This is a genomic window from Butyricimonas sp. (assembly GCF_019423355.1).
Classification (GTDB): domain Bacteria; phylum Bacteroidota; class Bacteroidia; order Bacteroidales; family Marinifilaceae; genus Butyricimonas; species Butyricimonas faecihominis.
Genome location: NZ_JAHZBP010000004.1, coordinates 112347 through 131981, shown reverse-complemented (window position 1 = coordinate 131981; position 19635 = coordinate 112347). Strand labels below are relative to the sequence as shown.

Annotated in this window: 17 protein-coding genes and 2 tRNA genes; 17 read left to right on the top strand and 2 right to left on the bottom strand. The window is 42.6% G+C overall.

Translation table 11 applies throughout. The features are described from left to right. The first annotated feature begins 3 nt into the window (after positions 1–3). From QVC79_RS07080 to QVC79_RS07070, 3 genes are all read left to right on the top strand, one after another. On the top strand, positions 4–1701 hold the full coding sequence (locus tag QVC79_RS07080; protein WP_270592183.1) for a dipeptidase: 1698 nt from the start codon (positions 4–6) through the stop codon (positions 1699–1701). A 148-nt stretch (positions 1702–1849) separates the two neighbouring features. Next, the gene (gene rplS / locus QVC79_RS07075) at positions 1850–2203 is read left to right on the top strand and encodes a 50S ribosomal protein L19 (protein WP_027200792.1); all 354 of its coding nucleotides are present in this window, start codon (positions 1850–1852) and stop codon (positions 2201–2203) included. A 164-nt stretch (positions 2204–2367) separates the two neighbouring features. Beyond that, entirely contained in the window at positions 2368–4110 is a 1743-nt protein-coding gene (locus QVC79_RS07070; RefSeq protein ID WP_270592181.1) for a phospho-sugar mutase, read from the top strand. 187 nt (positions 4111–4297) lie between these two features. On the opposite strand, the gene QVC79_RS07065 is transcribed toward QVC79_RS07070, so the two are convergent. Beyond that, positions 4298–5719 (bottom strand): ATP-dependent DNA helicase, encoded by a 1422-nt coding sequence (locus QVC79_RS07065; RefSeq protein ID WP_270592179.1) that lies wholly within the window; start codon positions 5717–5719, stop codon positions 4298–4300. Between the two features lie 184 nt (positions 5720–5903). Here QVC79_RS07065 and QVC79_RS07060 point away from each other — a divergent pair, with 184 nt between their 5' ends. The 14 genes from QVC79_RS07060 to QVC79_RS06995 all read left to right on the top strand — a co-directional run bounded on the left by QVC79_RS07060 (position 5904) and on the right by QVC79_RS06995 (position 17274). Further along, entirely contained in the window at positions 5904–6548 is a 645-nt protein-coding gene (locus QVC79_RS07060; RefSeq protein ID WP_124318299.1) for a hypothetical protein, read from the top strand. 26 nt (positions 6549–6574) lie between these two features. Further along, positions 6575–7417 (top strand): DUF3822 family protein, encoded by an 843-nt coding sequence (locus tag QVC79_RS07055; protein ID WP_270592175.1) that lies wholly within the window; start codon positions 6575–6577, stop codon positions 7415–7417. Next, the gene (locus QVC79_RS07050) at positions 7405–7944 is read left to right on the top strand and encodes an RsmD family RNA methyltransferase (protein ID WP_124318301.1); all 540 of its coding nucleotides are present in this window, start codon (positions 7405–7407) and stop codon (positions 7942–7944) included. The genes QVC79_RS07055 and QVC79_RS07050 overlap by 13 nt, the downstream gene beginning before the upstream one ends. Before the next feature lie 122 nt (positions 7945–8066). Then, complete coding sequence (locus tag QVC79_RS07045) at positions 8067–9053, top strand: porin (RefSeq protein WP_087420785.1); 987 nt, start codon at positions 8067–8069, stop codon at positions 9051–9053. Between the two features lie 99 nt (positions 9054–9152). Beyond that, positions 9153–10211: a phosphate ABC transporter substrate-binding protein PstS gene (gene pstS, locus QVC79_RS07040; RefSeq protein ID WP_270592170.1), complete on the top strand. Its 1059-nt coding sequence runs from the start codon at positions 9153–9155 to the stop codon at positions 10209–10211. Positions 10212–10286: 75 nt separating this feature from the next. Next, the gene (gene pstC, locus QVC79_RS07035; protein ID WP_087420783.1) at positions 10287–11138 is read left to right on the top strand and encodes a phosphate ABC transporter permease subunit PstC; all 852 of its coding nucleotides are present in this window, start codon (positions 10287–10289) and stop codon (positions 11136–11138) included. An 8-nt stretch (positions 11139–11146) separates the two neighbouring features. Next, positions 11147–12010, top strand: coding sequence for a phosphate ABC transporter permease PstA (pstA, locus tag QVC79_RS07030; protein WP_087420782.1), 864 nt, complete (start codon positions 11147–11149; stop codon positions 12008–12010). Positions 12011–12088: 78 nt separating this feature from the next. Further along, positions 12089–12856 carry a phosphate ABC transporter ATP-binding protein PstB gene (gene pstB, locus QVC79_RS07025; protein WP_270592169.1) on the top strand — a complete coding sequence of 256 codons (768 nt, stop codon included), beginning with the start codon at positions 12089–12091 and terminating at the stop codon, positions 12854–12856. A gap of 90 nt (positions 12857–12946) precedes the next feature. Then, positions 12947–13624, top strand: coding sequence for a phosphate signaling complex PhoU family protein (locus QVC79_RS07020; RefSeq protein ID WP_270592167.1), 678 nt, complete (start codon positions 12947–12949; stop codon positions 13622–13624). An 11-nt stretch (positions 13625–13635) separates the two neighbouring features. After that, on the top strand, positions 13636–14319 hold the full coding sequence (phoB, locus tag QVC79_RS07015) for a two-component system response regulator PhoB (protein ID WP_124316720.1): 684 nt from the start codon (positions 13636–13638) through the stop codon (positions 14317–14319). Between the two features lie 24 nt (positions 14320–14343). Then, entirely contained in the window at positions 14344–16104 is a 1761-nt protein-coding gene (gene phoR / locus QVC79_RS07010) for a sensor histidine kinase (protein ID WP_270592164.1), read from the top strand. A 158-nt stretch (positions 16105–16262) separates the two neighbouring features. Further along, entirely contained in the window at positions 16263–16940 is a 678-nt protein-coding gene (locus tag QVC79_RS07005; protein ID WP_270592163.1) for a NigD1/NigD2 family lipoprotein, read from the top strand. Positions 16941–17112: 172 nt separating this feature from the next. Continuing rightward, positions 17113–17194, top strand: a tRNA-Tyr gene (locus QVC79_RS07000). 7 nt (positions 17195–17201) lie between these two features. Next, positions 17202–17274: transfer RNA gene (locus tag QVC79_RS06995), tRNA-Gly, on the top strand. A gap of 437 nt (positions 17275–17711) precedes the next feature. On the opposite strand, the gene QVC79_RS06990 is transcribed toward QVC79_RS06995, so the two are convergent. After that, a complete protein-coding gene (locus tag QVC79_RS06990; protein WP_270592161.1) occupies positions 17712–19304 on the bottom strand; it encodes an ABC-F family ATP-binding cassette domain-containing protein in 1593 nt (530 codons plus the stop codon). Positions 19305–19635: the final 331 nt, after the last annotated feature.

Here is a 19635-nt window from a genome sequence, read left to right as displayed (position 1 = left end):
AAAATGAGAAAAGCACATTTACTGGTTACACTAGCGTTAGTTTGCTGCACCACGTACACGATGGCCTGCACGAACTTTTTATTCACGAAAGGAGCAACGAAAGACGGGTCGACAATGGTCACTTATTCTGCCGACTCCCACGTTTTATACGGAGAATTGTATCACTGGCCCGCACAAGACTGGCCTGCCGGAAGTATGCTCGATGTTTACGAGTGGGACACCGGCAAATTTATGGGTAAAATCCCGCAAGTAGCCCACACGTACAACGTGGTAGGAAACATGAACGAGCATCAGCTCGCTATTTCCGAAACCACTTTCGGGGGACGTAAAGAACTGGAATCCCAAACGGGAGCTATTATAGATTATGGTAGCGCTATATATATCACGTTACAACGTGCGAAAAATGCCCGTGAAGCCATTGTAATAATGACCGACTTGATTGAAAAATACGGTTGGGCAAGTAGTGGAGAGTCGATCTCTATCATTGACCCGAACGAAGTATGGATTATCGAAATCATCGGTAAGGGAGAAGGAGAAAAAGGAGCTGTTTGGGTAGCACGCATGGTACCGGACGGATATGTTTCCGCTCACGCAAACCAAGCTCGTATCACGACTTTCCCGTTAGAAGGCAAAACTTCGATCTCTTCAGACAAAATGAACAAGATTTACGATCCGAATATCACCACCGTGTATTCCAAGGACGTGATCTCTTTCGCGAAAGAAAAAGGATTCTATCCTCAAGACGGGAAAAATAAAGATTTCAGTTTTTCTGATACTTACGCTCCGGTTGACTTCAGCGGGGCTCGTGCCTGTGAAATCCGTGTTTGGGCATTCTTTAATGCCGTGAACCCGGACATGGCTCAATACTGGGATTACGCCACGGGAAGAAACATTCAACGGGATAGCAAAGGTTACGCAACCAACCGTATGCCGTTATGGATTAAACCCAGCGAGAAAGTGGACGTGATGCAAGTAATGGATTTCATGCGTGATCACTTGGAAGGAACAGAACTGGATATGAGCAAGGATATGGGAGCCGGTCCGTACGAATGTCCGTACAGATGGCGTCCGATGAGTTTCAAAGTAGACGGGAAGGAATATGTTCACGAAAGAGCAACAGCAACCCAACAAACCGGATTCACGTTTGTAGCACAATGTAGAAGTTGGTTACCCGATGAAATCGGAGGAATCCTTTGGTTTGGCGTTGACGATGCGGCTAGCTCCGTGTATTTCCCGATGTATTCAGCAGCCACGGAAGTGCCTTTCGCATTCGCAGAGGGGAACGGCAGCATGATGGAATTCACCAATAAAGCAGCCTTCTGGGTATTCAACCAAGTAACGAACTTCGCGTACACACGCTATAACTTGATTCACCCGGAAATTCGTGCAAAACAAGTTGCGCTGGAACAACAATACGTGAATTTCGTCCAAATGATCGATGCCGGAGCAAAAGAGATGTTAGCTCAAGACAAAGAATCAGCGATTAAATTTATCACGGATTTCTCCTGTCGCACTGGAAATCATCTGGTGGACACGTGGAGAGATTTCTACGGTTACCTGTTCTGCAAATTCATGGATGGTAACGTAAAAACCGCAATCCCGGGAGAGAAAAACCCGAAAGTGGAGCAACCCGCTTTACCGGAATGGTATCTCCGAATGCTTATCGAACAAACGGGTAAAAAACTTGAGGTGGTAGAATAAACACTACAAAATAAATATTCCGATACTTGCATCGGAATATTTATTTTTCTACCTTTGCCACTCGATTTTAAAACGTACGTAGTCTCTTACATAAAAGACAAAAGTCGTAATACTGCGTTCGATAAATAAACTTTTTAAAATAAAGACAATGGACTTAATTAAAATTGCGGAACAGGCTTTTGCTCAAGAAAACGCTATCGAAATTCCTTCATTCAACACGGGTGATACCATTAGCGTACACTACAAAATTAAAGAAGGAAACAAAGAACGTATTCAGATTTTCAAAGGTGTTGTTATCCAAATTAAGGGAACAGGAACTACCAAGACTTTTACGGTTAGAAAAATGTCTGGTAACGTGGGTGTAGAACGTATCATTCCTTTCAATTCTCCTTACATTCATGCAATCGAGGTGAACAAGAGAGGTGTTGTTCGTAGATCCAGAATTTTCTACTTCCGTGAGCTTACCGGAAAGAAAGCAAAAATTAAAGAGAAGAAATTTTAATTTAAGCTTTAGCCATATAAAAAAGCCTCGTTTGAAACGAGGCTTTTTTATTTAAACATTTTCTCAAAATTTCTTCGTTGAAACGTAACAATTTAATTCCAAAATCCATACTATTCATTTAAGAAAATCCTAACTTTGCAAGAAGGTAAATAAAATGATTACTTATGGAAAATAATGACATCATAAAAATAGCCAGAGCCAAAGCCGAAAAATGGTTGGACAAGGCATACGATGAAAAAACACGCGAAGAAGTAAAACGCATATTGGAAAACACGGACACGACAGAATTGATTGAATCGTTTTACAACGATCTGGAATTCGGAACCGGCGGTTTACGGGGAATCATGGGAGTGGGAACCAACCGCATGAACATTTACACGGTAGGCGCTGCCACGCAAGGTTTTTCAAACTACATCAACAAAATGTTCCCGCATGAAAAGAAGGCCGTATGTATCGGTCATGATTGCCGTCATAACTCCCGGCTCTTTTCAGAAACAGCCGCCAATATTTTCTCGGCCAACGGGATACACGTTTACCTGTTCGAAGACTTGCGCCCCACACCCGAAATGTCATTTGCTATCAGGGATCTAGGATGCAAAGGAGGAGTTATCCTTACAGCCTCACACAACCCGAAAGAATATAACGGTTATAAAGCATACTGGGATGACGGATCACAACTCGTTCTCCCGCATGATAAGAACGTGATCGATGAAGTAAAAAAAGTACAAGTCTCGGATATTAAATTCGAAGGAGTACCGGAAATGATCACCATTTTAGGAAAAAATTTTGACAAAAAATACTTGGATAAAGTGAAAACGTTAAGTCTTTCACCGGAAGCCATACAAAAAGAACACGATTTGAAGATCGTCTTTACCCCACTACATGGAACTACCTACGAACTTGTTCCCGCCTCTTTACGTAACTGGGGATTCACGAACATTCATACCGTACCAGAACAAAGTATTCCCGACGGGGATTTCCCGACCGTGGCATCTGCAAACCCGGAGGAACCGGCAGCTTTCAAAATGGCTCTGGACCTAGCTCGCAAAATTGATGCAGATTTGGCTATGGCTTGTGACCCGGATGGGGATCGCATCGGAATTGCCGTAAAAAATGACGCGGGAGAATGGACGCTATTGAACGGAAACCAGACCAATATTATTTTCACGGAATACATCATCCGCAGAAAAAAAGAACTGAACCAGCTTAAAGGTGGAGAATACACGGTAAAAACCATAGTCACAACCGAATTGATTAAAGACATCGCAGAAAAGAATCATATCATCTGTTATGACGTGTACACCGGATTCAAATGGATTGCCGACGTGATCCGCAAAGAAGGCGGGGAGAAATTCATCGGTGGCGGGGAAGAATCTTTTGGCTACATGCCGGGAGCATTTACCCGGGACAAAGACGGGGTTTCTGCCACGTCATTAATGGCCGAAATCGCCGCTTGGGTAAAGATGCAAAATAAAACACTGTACTCTTTCCTCAAGGAAATCTATGCCAAATACGGATTCTCGCAAGAGAGAATGATTTATATCGTGCGCAAAGGTTTAAGCGGGGCGCAAGAGATCAAAGCCATGATGGAAGAGTTCCGCCACAACACCCCGAAAGAGATTAATCATAGTCCGGTTGTGTTGAAAAAAGACTACCTCTCTTTGGAAGCAACAAACCTACAAACGGGAGAAAAAACGCACCTCAATTTCGAGACGAAAAGTGACGTTTTGCAATTCTTCTTGGCCGATGGTAGTAAGATTTCCGTTCGTCCTTCCGGTACTGAACCTAAGATTAAATTTTACTTTGAAGCCCGGGCCCAGATGAAAGATATGAATGACTATGAACGGGCGCAGCAGGATGCGAACGCCCGTATTGATGCTATTATCAAGGATTTGAAGCTTCAATAAAAAGCATAAAGGTGTCAAAAGTCATTTTTCAAACTCCCTCCCCCCTTCGGGGTACTCCCTCTATAAACAGAGGGAGAGCTGAAATACTCTCTATTTTCGGGAAAAATCACCAGCACCTCCTCTGTTTATAGAGGAGGTGGCACGAAGTGACGGAGGAGTTTAATAAATGACTTTTGACACCTCTCTTTTATCCCTCCATCTCAATCATCTCATCCTTGAAATTAATCAAGTATAATTTTTTGCGGGCCCGGGTAAATGCCGTATACAACCAACGCCAATACTCATCGTCATAAGAATCCTCTCCCAGCCATCCCGGATCAACAAATACCGCATCCCATTGTCCCCCTTGGGCTTTATGACACGTGACTGCATAGGCAAATTTAATTTGCAGGGCATTATAATATTCGTTCTCTTGAATTTTCTTAAACCGTTTTTGCTTGGAAGCAATATCCGTATAATCCTCTTCCACGGCCATATACAACCGCCGATAATCTTCATAACTCAATGCAGGTTGTTCCGTGGTCAAGGTATCCAACATGACCCATGCCGTGATCTCTTCCTCGTAACCGTAAATACTTAGACGAGTGTTGACAAAATGGAATCCGTATAAATCCTTATATTTCCCGACCTTCTCCACAGTGGCAATATCCCCGTTCGCGATAAAATCCACCTTATCGTACTCCGCTCCCCAGAAATAATTATTCTTCACGATCATGACCTTATCCCCACTACTGAAAGCATCTTCCCGGTAAAGGATCCTAGCCCGTATCCCCTCATTAAAACGATTGGCCCGTTTATTCGACCGACAAATCACCATCGTTTCGTCCATCCCAAAAGAGCTATAACATTGATCTAACTCTTCCAGTAGTTCACTCCCGCTTACCCGTACAATATCCGGAAAACCCGCTACCCGAAGCAAGAGTTTGGTAAAAGGTCCCGCCCCGATCATTTCCCGTACCCGAGTAGCATTGTACAGGATTCCGGATTGTTCCGACTGCCGCATGATATCGGTCAAGTTTGCCTCATATATCTCCATTCCGTAACTCACCTGCAAGAAATCAGCCTCCAAGGCCGGACTGACATCCACGCCAATCGGGGGTAATTGGGCTGTATCCCCGATTAACACCAAGCGATTATTCCTCCCGTTGTACACGAACTCAATCAGATCATCCAGCAAAGACCCCGTCCCAAAATTCGAATCCTGAGAACCCATTGAGATCATGGATGCCTCATCCACGAAAAAAAGCGTGTTGGCATTCCCGTTAAATCCCAAGTTGAATATCCCGACTCCCTCCTGTGCATTTTTCTGCCGGTAAATCTTTTTATGTATCGTAAAAGCAGGCTGATGCGAATAACCGGAAAACACTTTCGCCGCTCTCCCCGTCGGAGCCAGTAAAACAACCTGTTGTTCAAATTGCAGTAATGTATTCACGATGGCCGCCACCAAAGAAGTTTTCCCCGTTCCGGCATATCCCTTCAATAAAAACAAACTTTCAGGATGACGATCAAAGAGAAAAGCTAAAAAATTCTTCATTGCCTCCTGTTGCGTGGGCGAAAAATCGAATCCAAACTTCTCTTTTACAATACGTTCAAAATGTTCATTTATCATCACTAAATTTAATAGACAAAAGTGTGCTGTGATCTTTTTTTTTTTTATATTTGCCGACACGACAATCCATTAAGGATTTGTTCACGGTATCGTCAAAAAATACCGTGTAAAGATAGGAAAAAACAGCTTAAATAATAACGAGAACTAACTTGTTTAATACATAATAAATATACTGACGAAAAAGATGAAAAAAATTATTATTCAAATTCTTTTAGCAGCTGCCGCTCTCTATCTGGGATACATGTGCTACGAAAGCGTGCAGAATCCTATTCAATTTCAGAAGTTGAAAAAACAGAGATATGATAGGGTTATCCAAAAACTGAAAGATATCAGAACAGCTCAAGATGCTTTCAAAAGTATCCATGGAACATACACCAGTAGTTTCGATTCATTAATCAATTTCGTGAAATACGATTCATTGAAAACCGTACGTTCTATCGGAGAACTTACTGATGATCAACTCGAAGAAGGTATGACGGAACAAGACGCTTTGAAAAAAGGGTTGATTATCCGTGACACGATCAGAGTTGCCGCTTTAGAACAATTATTCGGTAAAAACTACCCCATTGACGATCTTCGTTATGTTCCTTTTACCAAAAAGAAACATGAATTCTTAATGGGAACCAACATGATCTGGACGGATTCCGGTATTGAAGTGCCTGTTTTCGAGGCTCGTATTTCAAACATGGTCATTTTTGAAGACTTGTTCGATGAATACGAAGATGCCATTTTGGAGGAAAACGGTGAAAGAATAAGATTAAACAAATACCCGGGATTAAAAGTGGGTAGCGTACAAGAGGCTAACAATAACGTGGGTAACTGGGAGTAATTTCCGGTTTGTAAACGAATAAATACATGCAGAGCATTTATTTTGTTGACTCCAATTTTACTTACGAATCATCTAAAAAATCGATATTATCCATCCGTTATGCAACGGATGGATTTTCATTTTGCGTGCATGATGAAACGGAAAAGCTAGTCGTGTTTGTACACGAACCCTATGCAGCGGATTCCAGAGAGGCCGTCGTGGCCAAGTTAAAAAATTACGTGGTGAACGATACGATCTTGAACCTTCGTTTCAAGAAAGTATATATCATGCCGTGTTTCAAAGAAAAACTACTGGTTCCGGGAGCCTTTTTCGACAAGGCCAATATTGCCACCCTCTACACGGTCAACCAAGAAGTATCACCGGATGACACGATCCTCTATCACCACATAGAGGGGATAGAAGCCTATCTCGTGGAGACGGTTATTTCATCGTTTCATGATTTTGTACGGGAACATTTTCCCGTGGTTCAAATCGTAAATGGGGCATACCCTTTTATACTAGGTGCCATGAGCAAGGCGCTACGAGACACGGAGCAGATCTTCCTAGACATTCAGGACAACTATTTTGATCTGTTATTTATCCGAGACTCCGGTATTCAGCTATTTAACACGTTTAGCTACAAAGCGATGACTGACATCGTGTACTTTTTATTAAATTGTATCAAAGAGTGCGGAATCAACCAAGAGAAAGCGCATCTTTCGATATGCGGCCCGGCGCTCAAAGATAATAAACTGAAAGAGTTACTCTCGCTCTATCTCCCGAATCCCTATTTTGCTAAAGAACCCCTGTTAAACGGTATTCTTCACGATAAAGAATTCAACAGTTCTCATTTTACTCACTTGTTAAATCTTCATCGATGCGGATTATAAGCGGTACACACAAAGGTAAAATCATCACACCCGACAAAAATTTCAAAGCACGTCCGACAACGGATTTTGCCAAAGAGAATTTATTTAATGTCCTCAACAATTATATAGATATTGAGGATGCCTCCGTACTGGATCTTTTTGCAGGAACGGGAAGTATCAGTTACGAATTCGCATCCCGGGGGGCAGGGAAAATAGTTTCTATCGAACTCAACTATAACCATTACGCCTTTATAAAAAAGACGGCCGCCCAATTGGGATTCAAGAATATGACCATTTTCAAAACAGACGTGTTTATCGCCTGCAAAAAACTGAACGGAACGACCTTTGACATCATTTTCGCAGACCCTCCTTACAACCTAGAAAAAATCAACGAGATTCCGGCTGCCATTTTCAATAACGATCTACTGGCCCCGGACGGAATCGCCATTATCGAACATCCCGGCACCGTGGACTTCTCCTCGGAACCCAACTTTTTCGAACATCGCCGGTACGGTAGTGTTAACTTCTCGATCTTCAAAAGACAATAAACAAACCTAATAAATGTAACATTGATGTAACGGAATCGTATTATTTAGGAAACCTTTTCAGTCTACTTTAGCTGCCGAAAACAAGAGGTATTTAATTTTAATATTAACTAAAAGTTTGACAAATGAAAAGGATTTTAATTAGTGTGGTTTTAGCTGCTATTTGTTTAAGTAGTTTCGGTCAGAAACAAGAAGAAAAGAAGAAATTCCAAATCAAGGGACAACCGATTGTTACTGTTTTTGCGAACTATCATGCCGGGATTGGAAACGCAAATAAAGAATCCGGATTCGCACTTGATCGTGCTTACCTTGGGTATCAATTCTCCTTGACAGAAAAATTAAGCGGAAAAGTTGTGTTTGACATGGGTTCCACCAAAGTTTCAGGTTCCGACCTCGAAAGAGTGGCGTATATCAAGAATGCCATGTTAAGCTGGAAGACGGGTAATTTCACGCTGGACTTTGGTTTGATCGGTTTGGAACAATTCAACGTACAGGAAAAATTCTGGGGATATCGTTATATCATGAAATCCTTCCAAGACGAGTATAAATTCGGTTCCAGCGCAGATATGGGAATCTTGGGTAAATACAAATTTACAAAATGGCTCTCTGCCGACATCACGATTAGTAACGGGGAAGGTTACAAAAAATTGAACGGTGACAACAAATACAGGTATGCCGTGGGAGCAACAATTCTTCCCGTTAAGAATTTGACTCTGCGCGCTTATTACGATCTTGCCAGTAAGAACATCGAAGGAGACGAGACTAAAGATCAACAGAATTTAGCCTTCTTCGCTGGTTACAAACACGAGTTATTCTCCATCGGAGCTGAATATAACCAAATGTATAACACCAAGTTCAAGGAAGACAACGATCAATCCGGATTCTCCGTTTATTCTACTATCAAGCTGGAAGATCAATTCAACCTCTTCGGAAGATATGATAACCTAGGTTCCAAAGATGATTGGAGCAGTGCTGACGGACAACGAATCTTAGTAGGTGTTCAATATGCCCCGATCAAACAACTAAAAATCGCCCCGAATTTCTCCACTTGGAACCCAAGAGACGGTAAATCAAGCTCTTTCGTCTATCTGAACATCGAATTCAAGTTGTAACATTAATGTAACAAATGCGCAACATTCGTGTAACAAGATTCATCTAAACTTGCAGTGTAATAAATGAATCAGAAGACGTTGAAATTAATACTATCAGAAATGAAAAATTTATTGATCCTTATTTTAGCTATCGCTATTGCATCTTGCGGGAACTCGAAGAAGAACAAAGAGTCCGAGAGCAAAAAAATGAACATCGCTGCAGCCGGAGCTACTTTCCCCTTACCATTCTACAACTTGGCATTCAAGACCTACCAAGAGAAAACGGGTAACGCCGTGACTTACGGGGGTATTGGTAGTGGCGGTGGTATCAGAAGCCTGAAAGACAAGATTGTTGATTTCGGGGGATCGGATGCCTACCTGTCTGACGCGGAGATGCAAGAGATGCCCTACGCAACGGTACACATCCCGACTTGTATGGGAGCCGTGGTTATGGCTTACAATTTACCGGAAGTGAAAGAATTAAAACTTTCCGGAGAGGTGGTTGCCGACATCTATCTGGGCAAAATCACCAAATGGAATGATGCTAAAATTCAGGAATTAAATCCCGGAGTAACTCTTCCGGACAAAGAATTAACCCCGGTATACCGTTCAGATGGTAGCGGTACCACCTTCGTTTTCAGTGATTACTTGACGAAAGTAAGCAATGATTGGAAAGAAAACGTGGGTACAGGTAAATCATTGAAATGGCCGGCAGGCTTGGCAGCTAAAGGTAATCCCGGTGTAGCCGGAACAATCAGCCAAACCCTCGGAGCGATCGGATACGTGGGATCAGAGTACGCTTTTTCCTTGAATATTCCGATGGCCCAAATGAAAAACGCTTCCGGCAACTTCATCATGCCGAATACAGAAAGTATTTCCGCAGCAGCAAAAGGCGAAATGCCGGCAGATACCCGTACCATGATCACGAACTCTTCCGCACCGGACGCTTACCCCATCAGTTGTTTCACATGGATTATCCTTTACAAGGAACAAGCCTATGCAAACAGAAGCCTAGCACAAGCACAGGCAACCGTGAAATTACTCGATTGGATGTTAAGCCCGGAAGCACAAGCATTGACTACAAAAGTTCATTACTCTCCCCTTCCCCAATCAGCCGTGGCTAACGCCAAAACACTATTAAACTCTATAAGTTTCGAGGGCAAAAAAGTCCTGAATTAATAAAGTTACAAGTTTACAGGTTGCAAGTTGAATCTTGCCAACCTGTAACTTGTAACCTGTAACTTGTAACTAACTATGCGTGATCTTATTTTTAAACGGCTACTCTCTATTTGTTGTATCCTGATTCTACTGATTAGTGCCGGCATGATTTATTCACTGGTCAGCGGCTCGATCCCGGCTCTCAGCCATTACGGATTCTTCCAGTTTATCGGGTCAACAGAATGGGATCCCCATCCGGACAGAGAAACTTATGGAGCCCTTTCCTTTATCGTGGGAACCCTCCTAACCTCTTTTCTGGCACTTATATTCTGTATCCCATTTTCTCTGCCCGTGGCACTTTTCACGGGTGAATTCTTTCGAGGTAAAAAGATTGCCACGTTCATCAGTTCCATTATAGATTTACTCGCGGGAATTCCCTCGATCGTGTACGGATTATGGGGATTTTATACCTTCCGCCCGATTATCATCGAGATGGGAGTCAATTCACAAGGATTCGGAGTATTGACCTCATCCATTATTCTGGCAATCATGATCATCCCCTATGCATCCTCCCTCAGTGGCGAGTTCATATCCATGGTTCCCAACGAACTGAAAGAGGCTGCATATAGTTTGGGAGCCACCCGCTACGAGGTGATCAGAACAGTCACTTTTCCCTCTGCCGGTTCCGGAGTATTTGCCAGCTATATCCTAGCTCTGGGACGGGCTCTTGGAGAAACCATGGCAGTAACCATGCTTATCGGCAACACGAATAACTTGCCCACCTCACTGGCAGACACGGGTAACACGATGGCCAGTATCATCGCAAACCAGTTCGGAGAGGCAGACGGGTTAAAATTAAGCTCCTTGATTGCCATCGGGTTACTATTATTCCTGATCACGGCAATCATCAATCTAGTGGCAAAACTCATCATCAAGAAACTTAATTGATTGCAACAATGAGTAGTTTAAGATATAGAACGATAAAAAACAAGGTCTTTTTCTACACGACCTGTTTTCTGGCCTCTCTGACGGTAATCCCGTTATTCGCCATCATCTGGGAATTAATCAAAAAAGGCTACAAACAGATTAATTGGAACTTTTTCACGGAGAGCGCTCCAAGTACCTTGGACGCCATGCTGGCCAGAGGTACGGGAGACATTATTCCGGGCGGAATTGCAAACGGGATTACCGGTACGTTACTCATGGTTGTCCTAGCCGCAATTATTGCTATCCCTATCGGAATCATGGTCGGCATTCATCTCTCGGAACACCCGAAGACCAAATTTTCGAACATCACTCGTTTCTTGACAGATCTGATTCAAGGTAGCCCTTCCATCGTAATCGGTATTATCGCTTATGCATGGGTCGTGAAACCCCTAGGTAGTTATTCCGCCCTCGCGGGAAGTGTCGCCCTTAGTATCATGATGCTCCCGTTAATCGTGCGTTCCACGGAAGAGACGTTAAAAATGCTCCCGGGAAGTTTGAAAGAGGCCGGACTTGCATTAGGAGCCTCCTACACCAGTGTCATTCTAAAAGTATTGTTACCCGCAGCCTTCGGGGGATTGTTCACGGGTATCTTGCTGGCTATCTCCCGGGTTATGGGCGAAACCGCACCCCTGATGTTAACAGCCTTGGGTAGCACCGCTATCAACTGGGACGTGTTGAAACCCACGAGCGCGGTTCCCTTGTTGATCTGGGAGTTTTACAATGACCCGAACCTGATCGACATGATCTGGAGTTCCTCCCTCTTCCTGTTAATGTTAATTCTGACCCTCAATATTATAGCAAAACAAATTGCAAAAAAATGGAGAGTTCAATAATTGTAAATTTTAAATTTTAAATTGCATTACAAACAGGCTTTCAATCTAAAATTTAAAATCTAAAATCTAAAATTAATCATGGTTATCACAAATCCTATATTACAACTTAAAAAAGTTTCCATTTCGTACACCCCGGGAAAAAACGCGGTAGAAGAAGTTAGCGCGGATATTGCAGAAAAGAAAATCACGGCTATCATGGGCCCCTCCGGATGTGGAAAGAGTACCTTGTTACGGGCGATCAACCGGATGCACGAATTGTACCCGGACATCAAGACCACGGGAGAGATTCTCCTGAACGGAAAAAATATATTAAAGACAAACCCCATGGAAGTACGACGCATGACGGGAATGGTATTCCAACGCCCGAACCCGTTCCCCACGATGAGCATTTATGACAACGTGATCGCCGGGTATAAATTGAACGGGATTTCTCTTCCCAAGCAGGAAAAAGACCAGTTAGTAGAGGAAAGCCTTAAAAACGTGGGATTATGGGACGAAGTGAAAGACTCCCTATTCAAGAAAGGGACCTTCCTTTCCGGTGGTCAGCAGCAACGGTTATGCATTGCCCGGGCTCTTTCACTAAAACCGAAAGTTTTGCTAATGGATGAGCCGACCTCAGCCTTGGACCCGATTGCCACCAATCGAATCGAAGAGTTGTTGCTGGATCTGAAAAACGAATTCACAATCTTGATTGTCACACATAATATGTCACAGGCAGCTCGTATATCGGATTACTCGATGTTCATGTACCTCGGTCATTTAATCGAATATGACGAAACCCAGAAAATGTTCACAAACCCAAGTGACAAACGCACGGAAGAGTACTTGACGGGACAATTCGGATAAAACAATTTTTGATTTATGAGTTTAGATCGAACTCCCTCTATAAACACATTCCTTATTAACTTTTAGCTTATAACTTTTAGCTTACACCACATGACTACCATAAGAGAAAAATACCTAGAAAAGATTAAAGAAGACTTTGAAGTCTTATCCACCATCGTACTACAACAGATGGAACTCGTTATCACCGCAACCCACAACAACAAAGACGGTGAATTATACACGAAGATCGAACATAATGAAGTTATCATTGACGGTCTGGAAGTAAAAATCAGGGATGAAGTCATCAACTCCATCGTACTTTACTGCCCCAGAGCCAGTGATTGCCGAAAGATCATGTCCTATCATGATATGACGGCCTACTTGGAACGTATCGGTGACCTGTTGCTCAATATTGCCGACTTCCTCCGGGAAGTTGAATTACAGGGTTCTCTTTACGCATCTTTCCACCCGACCATTTTATTACAATTGGAAACGGTAAAAAAAATGACACAAAATGCTATCTTTGCCTTTACGTGTGAAGACGAGAATTTGGCAAAAGAGATTATCCGGACGGATGACCTCGTGGACAACAACCACAAAGAAATCATTCACGGGATACCTCTTCACTTTGTCGGCAAAACGATCAAAGATCAAGATATGCTGGATGCCCTTTCCCTTAGTGGAATGTCATACAACATTGAACGAATCGGGGACAACGCCACAAACATTGCTGAAGCGGCCATTTATCTGATGGAAGGGAAGAACGCGAAACATATTCATAACAACTAAATTTTAGAGCAATGGATAAACAACGGATATTAGTGGTTGACGATGAAGAGGACCTGAGAGAAATTTTAAAATTCAACTTGGAGAGCGAAGGTTACCTAGTTGACACCGCACCCTCCGCGGAAGAGGCTCTAAAGATGCTGACCGAGGAATATGATCTAATCCTGCTGGACGTGATGATGGGAGGAATGTCAGGGTTCAAGATGGCGGAGAAACTTCGGAAAGATCTTCACAACTCAACCCCGATCATCTTTCTGACGGCCAAAGACACGGAAAATGACATGCTCACCGGTTTCAATATCGGGGGCGACGACTATATATCCAAACCTTTCTCGATCAAGGAAGTTTCGGCAAGAGTGAAAGCCGTCTTGAAAAGAGCAGGTTCGTTGAATGCTGCCAATAAAAAACAGGTGATCGATATAGGTGAGATGCACATCGATTTAAGTACAAAATGTGTCTCCATCCACGATCGGCTCATCCCGATTACCAAAAAGGAATTTGAAATATTAAACATGCTGGCACAATCTCCCGGAAAAATATTCTCCCGCGAAGACATTCTCAATAAGGTATGGAGTGACGACAGCTACGTGCTTGAACGCACCGTCGACGTACACATCACCCGACTGAGAAAAAAACTGGGCGAACAGGGAAAACATATCGCAAATCGTTCCGGGTACGGCTATTGCGTGGAACTTTAAACGTTAATACAAAAACTATTTCCAATGAAATTATCCTATAAACAGAAGTTGTTCATTTACTTCTTCATTGTATTCGCCGTCTTCACGGTTGTCATTACCTTTTTCCAACAGAACCGGGAAAAAGCCTATAAAACGGAGACCTTGCGTACCACGCTGGACGATTATTCCGACATCATCGCCCGTTACGTTCAACAACATCATCTGATAAACAACGGGCAAATGGATTCTTTAAAGAATGTACTCGTACTTATGCCCTCCAACTTACGATTAACAATAGTGGATCATGATGGTAAAGTTCTTTATGACAATAGTCTCGACAAGGAACAAGAGATCGAAAACCACTTGCAGCGTCCGGAAATCCAAACGGCATTAATCCAAAAAACAGGAACCGCCATCCGGCTTTCTAAAAGTACCGGGGTCGAGTACTATTATTTTGCCAAAGACTACATGAATTATTTTATCCGGGTGGCTCTCCCTTACGACATCGAGATCCAGAACTTTTTAAAGACGGACAACATATTCCTGTATTTTATCACGCTACTATTCTTTATCACGCTGATCTCGCTGATTTATATCTCCGATCGTTTCGGGAAAGCAATTTCCGGACTGAAAGATTTTATCGTTTCGGCCGACAATCACAACATTAATTACAACAATATTCATTTCCCGAATACGGAACTGGGAGAGATCGGTGAAAAGATCATTCATAACTATCAACTTTTAGAAGAGAGCAACAAGCAGATCAACGTGGAACAGGAGAAACTTCTCCGTCACTTCCACTACTCCGACGAGGGAATTGCCATCTTCTCCGCTAACCGGGAAAAGATATATGCCAACACGCATTTTATCCAGTACTTGAACATTATCCTAGACGAACCGACATTCAAAGTCGAAAAACTTCTGGAACAACCGGATTTCAAAGAACTAAACGAATTCTTGCAAAAGAACACCCCGGTAAACCCAAATACCACCAACATCCCCGTGTACCAGAACAAGATCAGCAAGGCTGGCAAGCATTTTGCCGTAAAACTATTGATTTTCACGGATAACAGTTTCGAAATCACCCTAAACAACATCTCTGATAACGAGAAAAACAGGCTCCTAAAACAGGAGATGACGAATAATATCGCCCACGAGCTAAAAACTCCGGTAAGCAGTATTCGCGGTTATATCGAGACCCTTTTGGAACAACCCCATATTACCCCGGACAAGCAACATTTCTTTTTGGAACGTACGCATTCACAAATCGTTCGCCTATCCGACTTAATCCGGGATATTGCCTTGATCACCAAGACGGAAGAGGCATCCGAACTTTTTGACAAGGAACAAGTGAATGTTCACAACACCTTGCAGGAGGTCATTAATGACCTGCATTCCCCGATCGTAGCACACGGGATCAACGTGAAGAACGAGATAAATCCCCAGACGGTTATCGAGGGAAATAAAACGCTGGTTTATGCTATATTCCGGAATCTCATTGAAAATTCCATCAATTATGCCGGAGATCATATTTCGATCGGGGTAAACAACTACATGGAAGACAAGGAATTTTATTATTTCTCCTACTATGACACGGGGCAAGGAATAGAAGAAAATCACTTGAACCGGATTTTCGAACGTTTCTATCGTGTATGCGAAGGACGCAGCAGGCAAAACGGTGGTTCCGGCCTAGGACTCTCCATCGTGAAGAACGCCGTTCTTTTCCATAAAGGAGACATTTCGGCAAAAAATAGAAAAGACGGGGGATTGGAATTCCTGTTCTCCCTGAAAAAAACTCTTTTCTAAATTCATAAATCCCGGCAAAAACAAGGGATCAAGGCTATCATACGATGTATGATAGCCTTTTTCCATTGATTTTAACATTATTAGACGCAACCATTCACGCAATTATCCATCTAAGTAATGAAAACTAAAAAACAACGAGTAATAAAAAGGGGTTTAAAATGAAGTATCAAAAAGTAGTGACACTAATTATTCTTTTGCTCTCGGCAACATTCGCCTTCACATCTTGTAATGACGACGGGTATAGCTTGGACAAATTCTGGTTAGAAGTCGGTACGATTGAAAAAACAAGTGATCAGGATTACAGAATTATACTGGACAAAGGTCCTGTATTGTATCCATCCGTTTCAAATGTACCGGTACGTTACTTAGAAAATAATATGCGTGTGTACGCGGATTTTACCATCTTGCAAGATGCAAATCCGGGAAGTAGTGTAGATCATTACGTGCGAGTAAACGACCTGCAAAAGCTTCTTACCAAACCTATTGTACCCTATACCGAAGCCATTAGTGACAGCTTGGGTATGGATCCGATTGAATTACCGGAATACTGGATTGCCAACGACTTTATCACCTTCCGATTCTTTTATGCCGGAGGCGCTAAAGAACACATGGTCAACCTGACAAAGCATGAAGAATTAACAGCGGACGGGAAAACCCTGTTAGAATTCAGACATAATGCATACGGAGATCCGGAAAACAAAAGTCTTTACGGTTATGTCAGTTTCCCGCTAAAAGAATTATTTAACGAGGTAACAGATTCCGTACAGTTACACATCAAGTACAAAGGTTTCGAGGAAGAAAGAACCATTGACATTACTTATCGTCCTCGTAAATAGGTCTCATAGTGACGATAAGATGTAACGAGGAGTTTTCGGTACCGAAAGCTCCTCGTATTCTTTTATCCACGAAATACATTTTTTTCAAGATTTTTCCACGTAATATTTGGTAATTCCGCAAAACTACCTATCTTTGTACCCGCTTAAAACAAGCAACTGTTCTTTGAACAAAGGGGAGATACCAAAGTGGCCAACTGGGGCTGACTGTAACTCAGCTGACATCGTCTTCGTAGGTTCGAATCCTGCTCTCCCCACTTATTCGCGGAAATAGCTCAGTCGATAGAGCACTAGCCTTCCAAGCTGGGGGTCGCGGGTTTGAGTCCCGTTTTCCGCTCTCATTTTAAAGCACTTACGATTGTAGGTGCTTTTTTCATTTCAGGCCATTTTCATGGTTTTTACCCCCTCATGTAAGCAATGATGTAAGCAAAATACCCCCCCGTGTAAACCAAGATGTAAACCCAATCATTATCCGGCTCCTCGTGTGTGCGTTAAAATAAAAGAAGTAATAGTAATCCTACCGAGAATTAAGAGAGAAGGTACCTCTTTTTCGAAACTGATTCAGAGCTTACTCGTGGCTCATGTAGCCCGGATAGAATAAGCTCCGCTTAAGCTCAGAATAAACAACGAACGAGAGGTAGTTTCTCCATTACTTCACGGTTAGATTACACTTGGTTCTCTACATAAACTGGAAGGCTAAACAAAATGAATTTGTTCAAAAGTGCCTTTGATGGATTTTCAACAGATCATTTTTTATAAGATGATAAAAAACATTTATACTTCTATATACCTGCTCACCCCAATTTCATCCATAAAACTCCGATCATGCGAGACGGCAATCACTGTTCCCCGGTAATCCTTAATAGTCGAAGTTATAATTTCAATATTCAATATATCCAGATTATTCGTAGGTTCATCCAACACAAATACGTCAGGCGTGTTATTACCGATCATCAGACAACACAACACGAGACGCATCCGCTCTCCTCCACTCAATTTACAACAAGGTTTATCCCAGACCTCCCGGGGAAACAAGAAACGATTCAATCGTATCTTCAACTCATGCTCCGGGATATTCTGCTCGTTAAAACATTCTGCCTGCTCATAGACCGTCAAATTGTCCCGCAACAAAGAACACTCTTGGTCCACATATACATATTTAAAATCCCCCCGGCTCAACACGCCTTCCGTCGGTTCCAATTGTCCGAGTAGTAATTTTAATAACGTCGTCTTTCCCGAACCGTTTTTTCCATCCAGACCGACACGTTCTCCGCTCTTGATCTCGAAACAAAGCGCCTGTGCCCACAATAATTCCATGCCATAGCTGAAATTAACGCCACGAGCCGTGACCAAGGTTTTTCCCTCGTGTAATCGCGACGGGTTGAAATCTACTTTCATCTGTTCCACACCCGGCAAGGCCGCCCGGCTTTCCGAAAGAGTCATGGAAATCGCATCTATTTTTCCCTCATGCACATCTCTCAAATGGGAAGTACACTTTTCCGCCTTATTCTTCAACGTATTCATCATAATCCGGGGAATTCCTTTCTTCAAACTTTGCTTTTCTCCCCGAACTTCCCGTTTCTGCTGTCGTTCTGCCGCATCCTTGGCAATCTTTTTAGCCAGACGTAGCTCTTTCTGTTTCTCCTCGACCTGCTCACGCAGTGCATTCAAATGTATCTCTTTCTGCTCTTTATAAAAATCATAATTTCCACCATAAAGCATTATCCCTTTACGTTCCAACTCCAACATCGTCGACAGTAAATTCAATAAAACCCGGTCATGACTCACCACGAGTACGGTTGCACTTCCCCGACAAATCAAATCATACAATTTCTCTCGACTCCCTCTATCCAAATGATTCGTCGGTTCGTCCAACAAAATTACCCCCGGTGAATGTACTTGAATCCCTGCCAGAAAAACCTTCGTTTTCTCTCCCCCACTTAGTGAAGACATCTTTTGATCAAGTTTCACGTTCAGTAATCCCCAATACTCCAACGCCGAACGACTCCGCTCCTCTATATCCCAGTCATCTCCTAGAATCGTGAAAGACTCTACATCAACACTCCCGCCAAGTATTGCGTGCAATGCTTCTATTTTCCGCTCCACCCGCAATGCCTCAGCCACGGTCCACGAATCGAATTGTCCCATGTGCTGCGGGATATAATAAGGCTTCTCCGAGACAATGATCTCTCCCGAGACGGGTTGCAAATCACCCGCAATCATCCGCAACAGCGTTGACTTCCCCGAACCATTATTCCCAATCAACGCAACCTTACTCCCGTCCGGAACCCGAAAACTGATATTCTGAAACAAAAGTTCCTTATCTGCATGGCTATACATAACCTGTTTCACTATAATCTCACTCATAAAACTTCAAATAAAAAAAATGAATACCGGATTGACTTATTTCGGGCGGAAACATGTACATGAATCTCTCACAAATTCTTTTAAAAACTTGTTTTCACGTAACCTGTTCGGAATAACAAATGAATACCTTGGATGGTACACATGATTCCTAAATTAAAAGTCGGCTCACTACAACTTCAAGACAATTGTATGCTGCACATAAAACAATTAATAAAACCCGATGCTCCTATCACGTAGACTTTGGAGACTTTACCGGTTTTACAACCGACTTGTTTATTTAGACATCTTCATTCGTGTAAGTATTAAATTTATAAGGACAAAGATAGGTATT

Coding starts and splice junctions, on each gene's coding strand:
- QVC79_RS07080 (WP_270592183.1), top strand. CDS start 4: ATGAGAAAAGCACATTTACTGGTTACACTAGCGTTAGTTTGCTGCACC.
- rplS (WP_027200792.1), top strand. CDS start 1,850: ATGGACTTAATTAAAATTGCGGAACAGGCTTTTGCTCAAGAAAACGCT.
- QVC79_RS07070 (WP_270592181.1), top strand. CDS start 2,368: ATGGAAAATAATGACATCATAAAAATAGCCAGAGCCAAAGCCGAAAAA.
- QVC79_RS07065 (WP_270592179.1), bottom strand. CDS start 5,719: ATGATAAATGAACATTTTGAACGTATTGTAAAAGAGAAGTTTGGATTC.
- QVC79_RS07060 (WP_124318299.1), top strand. CDS start 5,904: ATGAAAAAAATTATTATTCAAATTCTTTTAGCAGCTGCCGCTCTCTAT.
- QVC79_RS07055 (WP_270592175.1), top strand. CDS start 6,575: ATGCAGAGCATTTATTTTGTTGACTCCAATTTTACTTACGAATCATCT.
- QVC79_RS07050 (WP_124318301.1), top strand. CDS start 7,405: ATGCGGATTATAAGCGGTACACACAAAGGTAAAATCATCACACCCGAC.
- QVC79_RS07045 (WP_087420785.1), top strand. CDS start 8,067: ATGAAAAGGATTTTAATTAGTGTGGTTTTAGCTGCTATTTGTTTAAGT.
- pstS (WP_270592170.1), top strand. CDS start 9,153: ATGAAAAATTTATTGATCCTTATTTTAGCTATCGCTATTGCATCTTGC.
- pstC (WP_087420783.1), top strand. CDS start 10,287: ATGCGTGATCTTATTTTTAAACGGCTACTCTCTATTTGTTGTATCCTG.
- pstA (WP_087420782.1), top strand. CDS start 11,147: ATGAGTAGTTTAAGATATAGAACGATAAAAAACAAGGTCTTTTTCTAC.
- pstB (WP_270592169.1), top strand. CDS start 12,089: ATGGTTATCACAAATCCTATATTACAACTTAAAAAAGTTTCCATTTCG.
- QVC79_RS07020 (WP_270592167.1), top strand. CDS start 12,947: ATGACTACCATAAGAGAAAAATACCTAGAAAAGATTAAAGAAGACTTT.
- phoB (WP_124316720.1), top strand. CDS start 13,636: ATGGATAAACAACGGATATTAGTGGTTGACGATGAAGAGGACCTGAGA.
- phoR (WP_270592164.1), top strand. CDS start 14,344: ATGAAATTATCCTATAAACAGAAGTTGTTCATTTACTTCTTCATTGTA.
- QVC79_RS07005 (WP_270592163.1), top strand. CDS start 16,263: ATGAAGTATCAAAAAGTAGTGACACTAATTATTCTTTTGCTCTCGGCA.
- QVC79_RS06990 (WP_270592161.1), bottom strand. CDS start 19,304: ATGAGTGAGATTATAGTGAAACAGGTTATGTATAGCCATGCAGATAAG.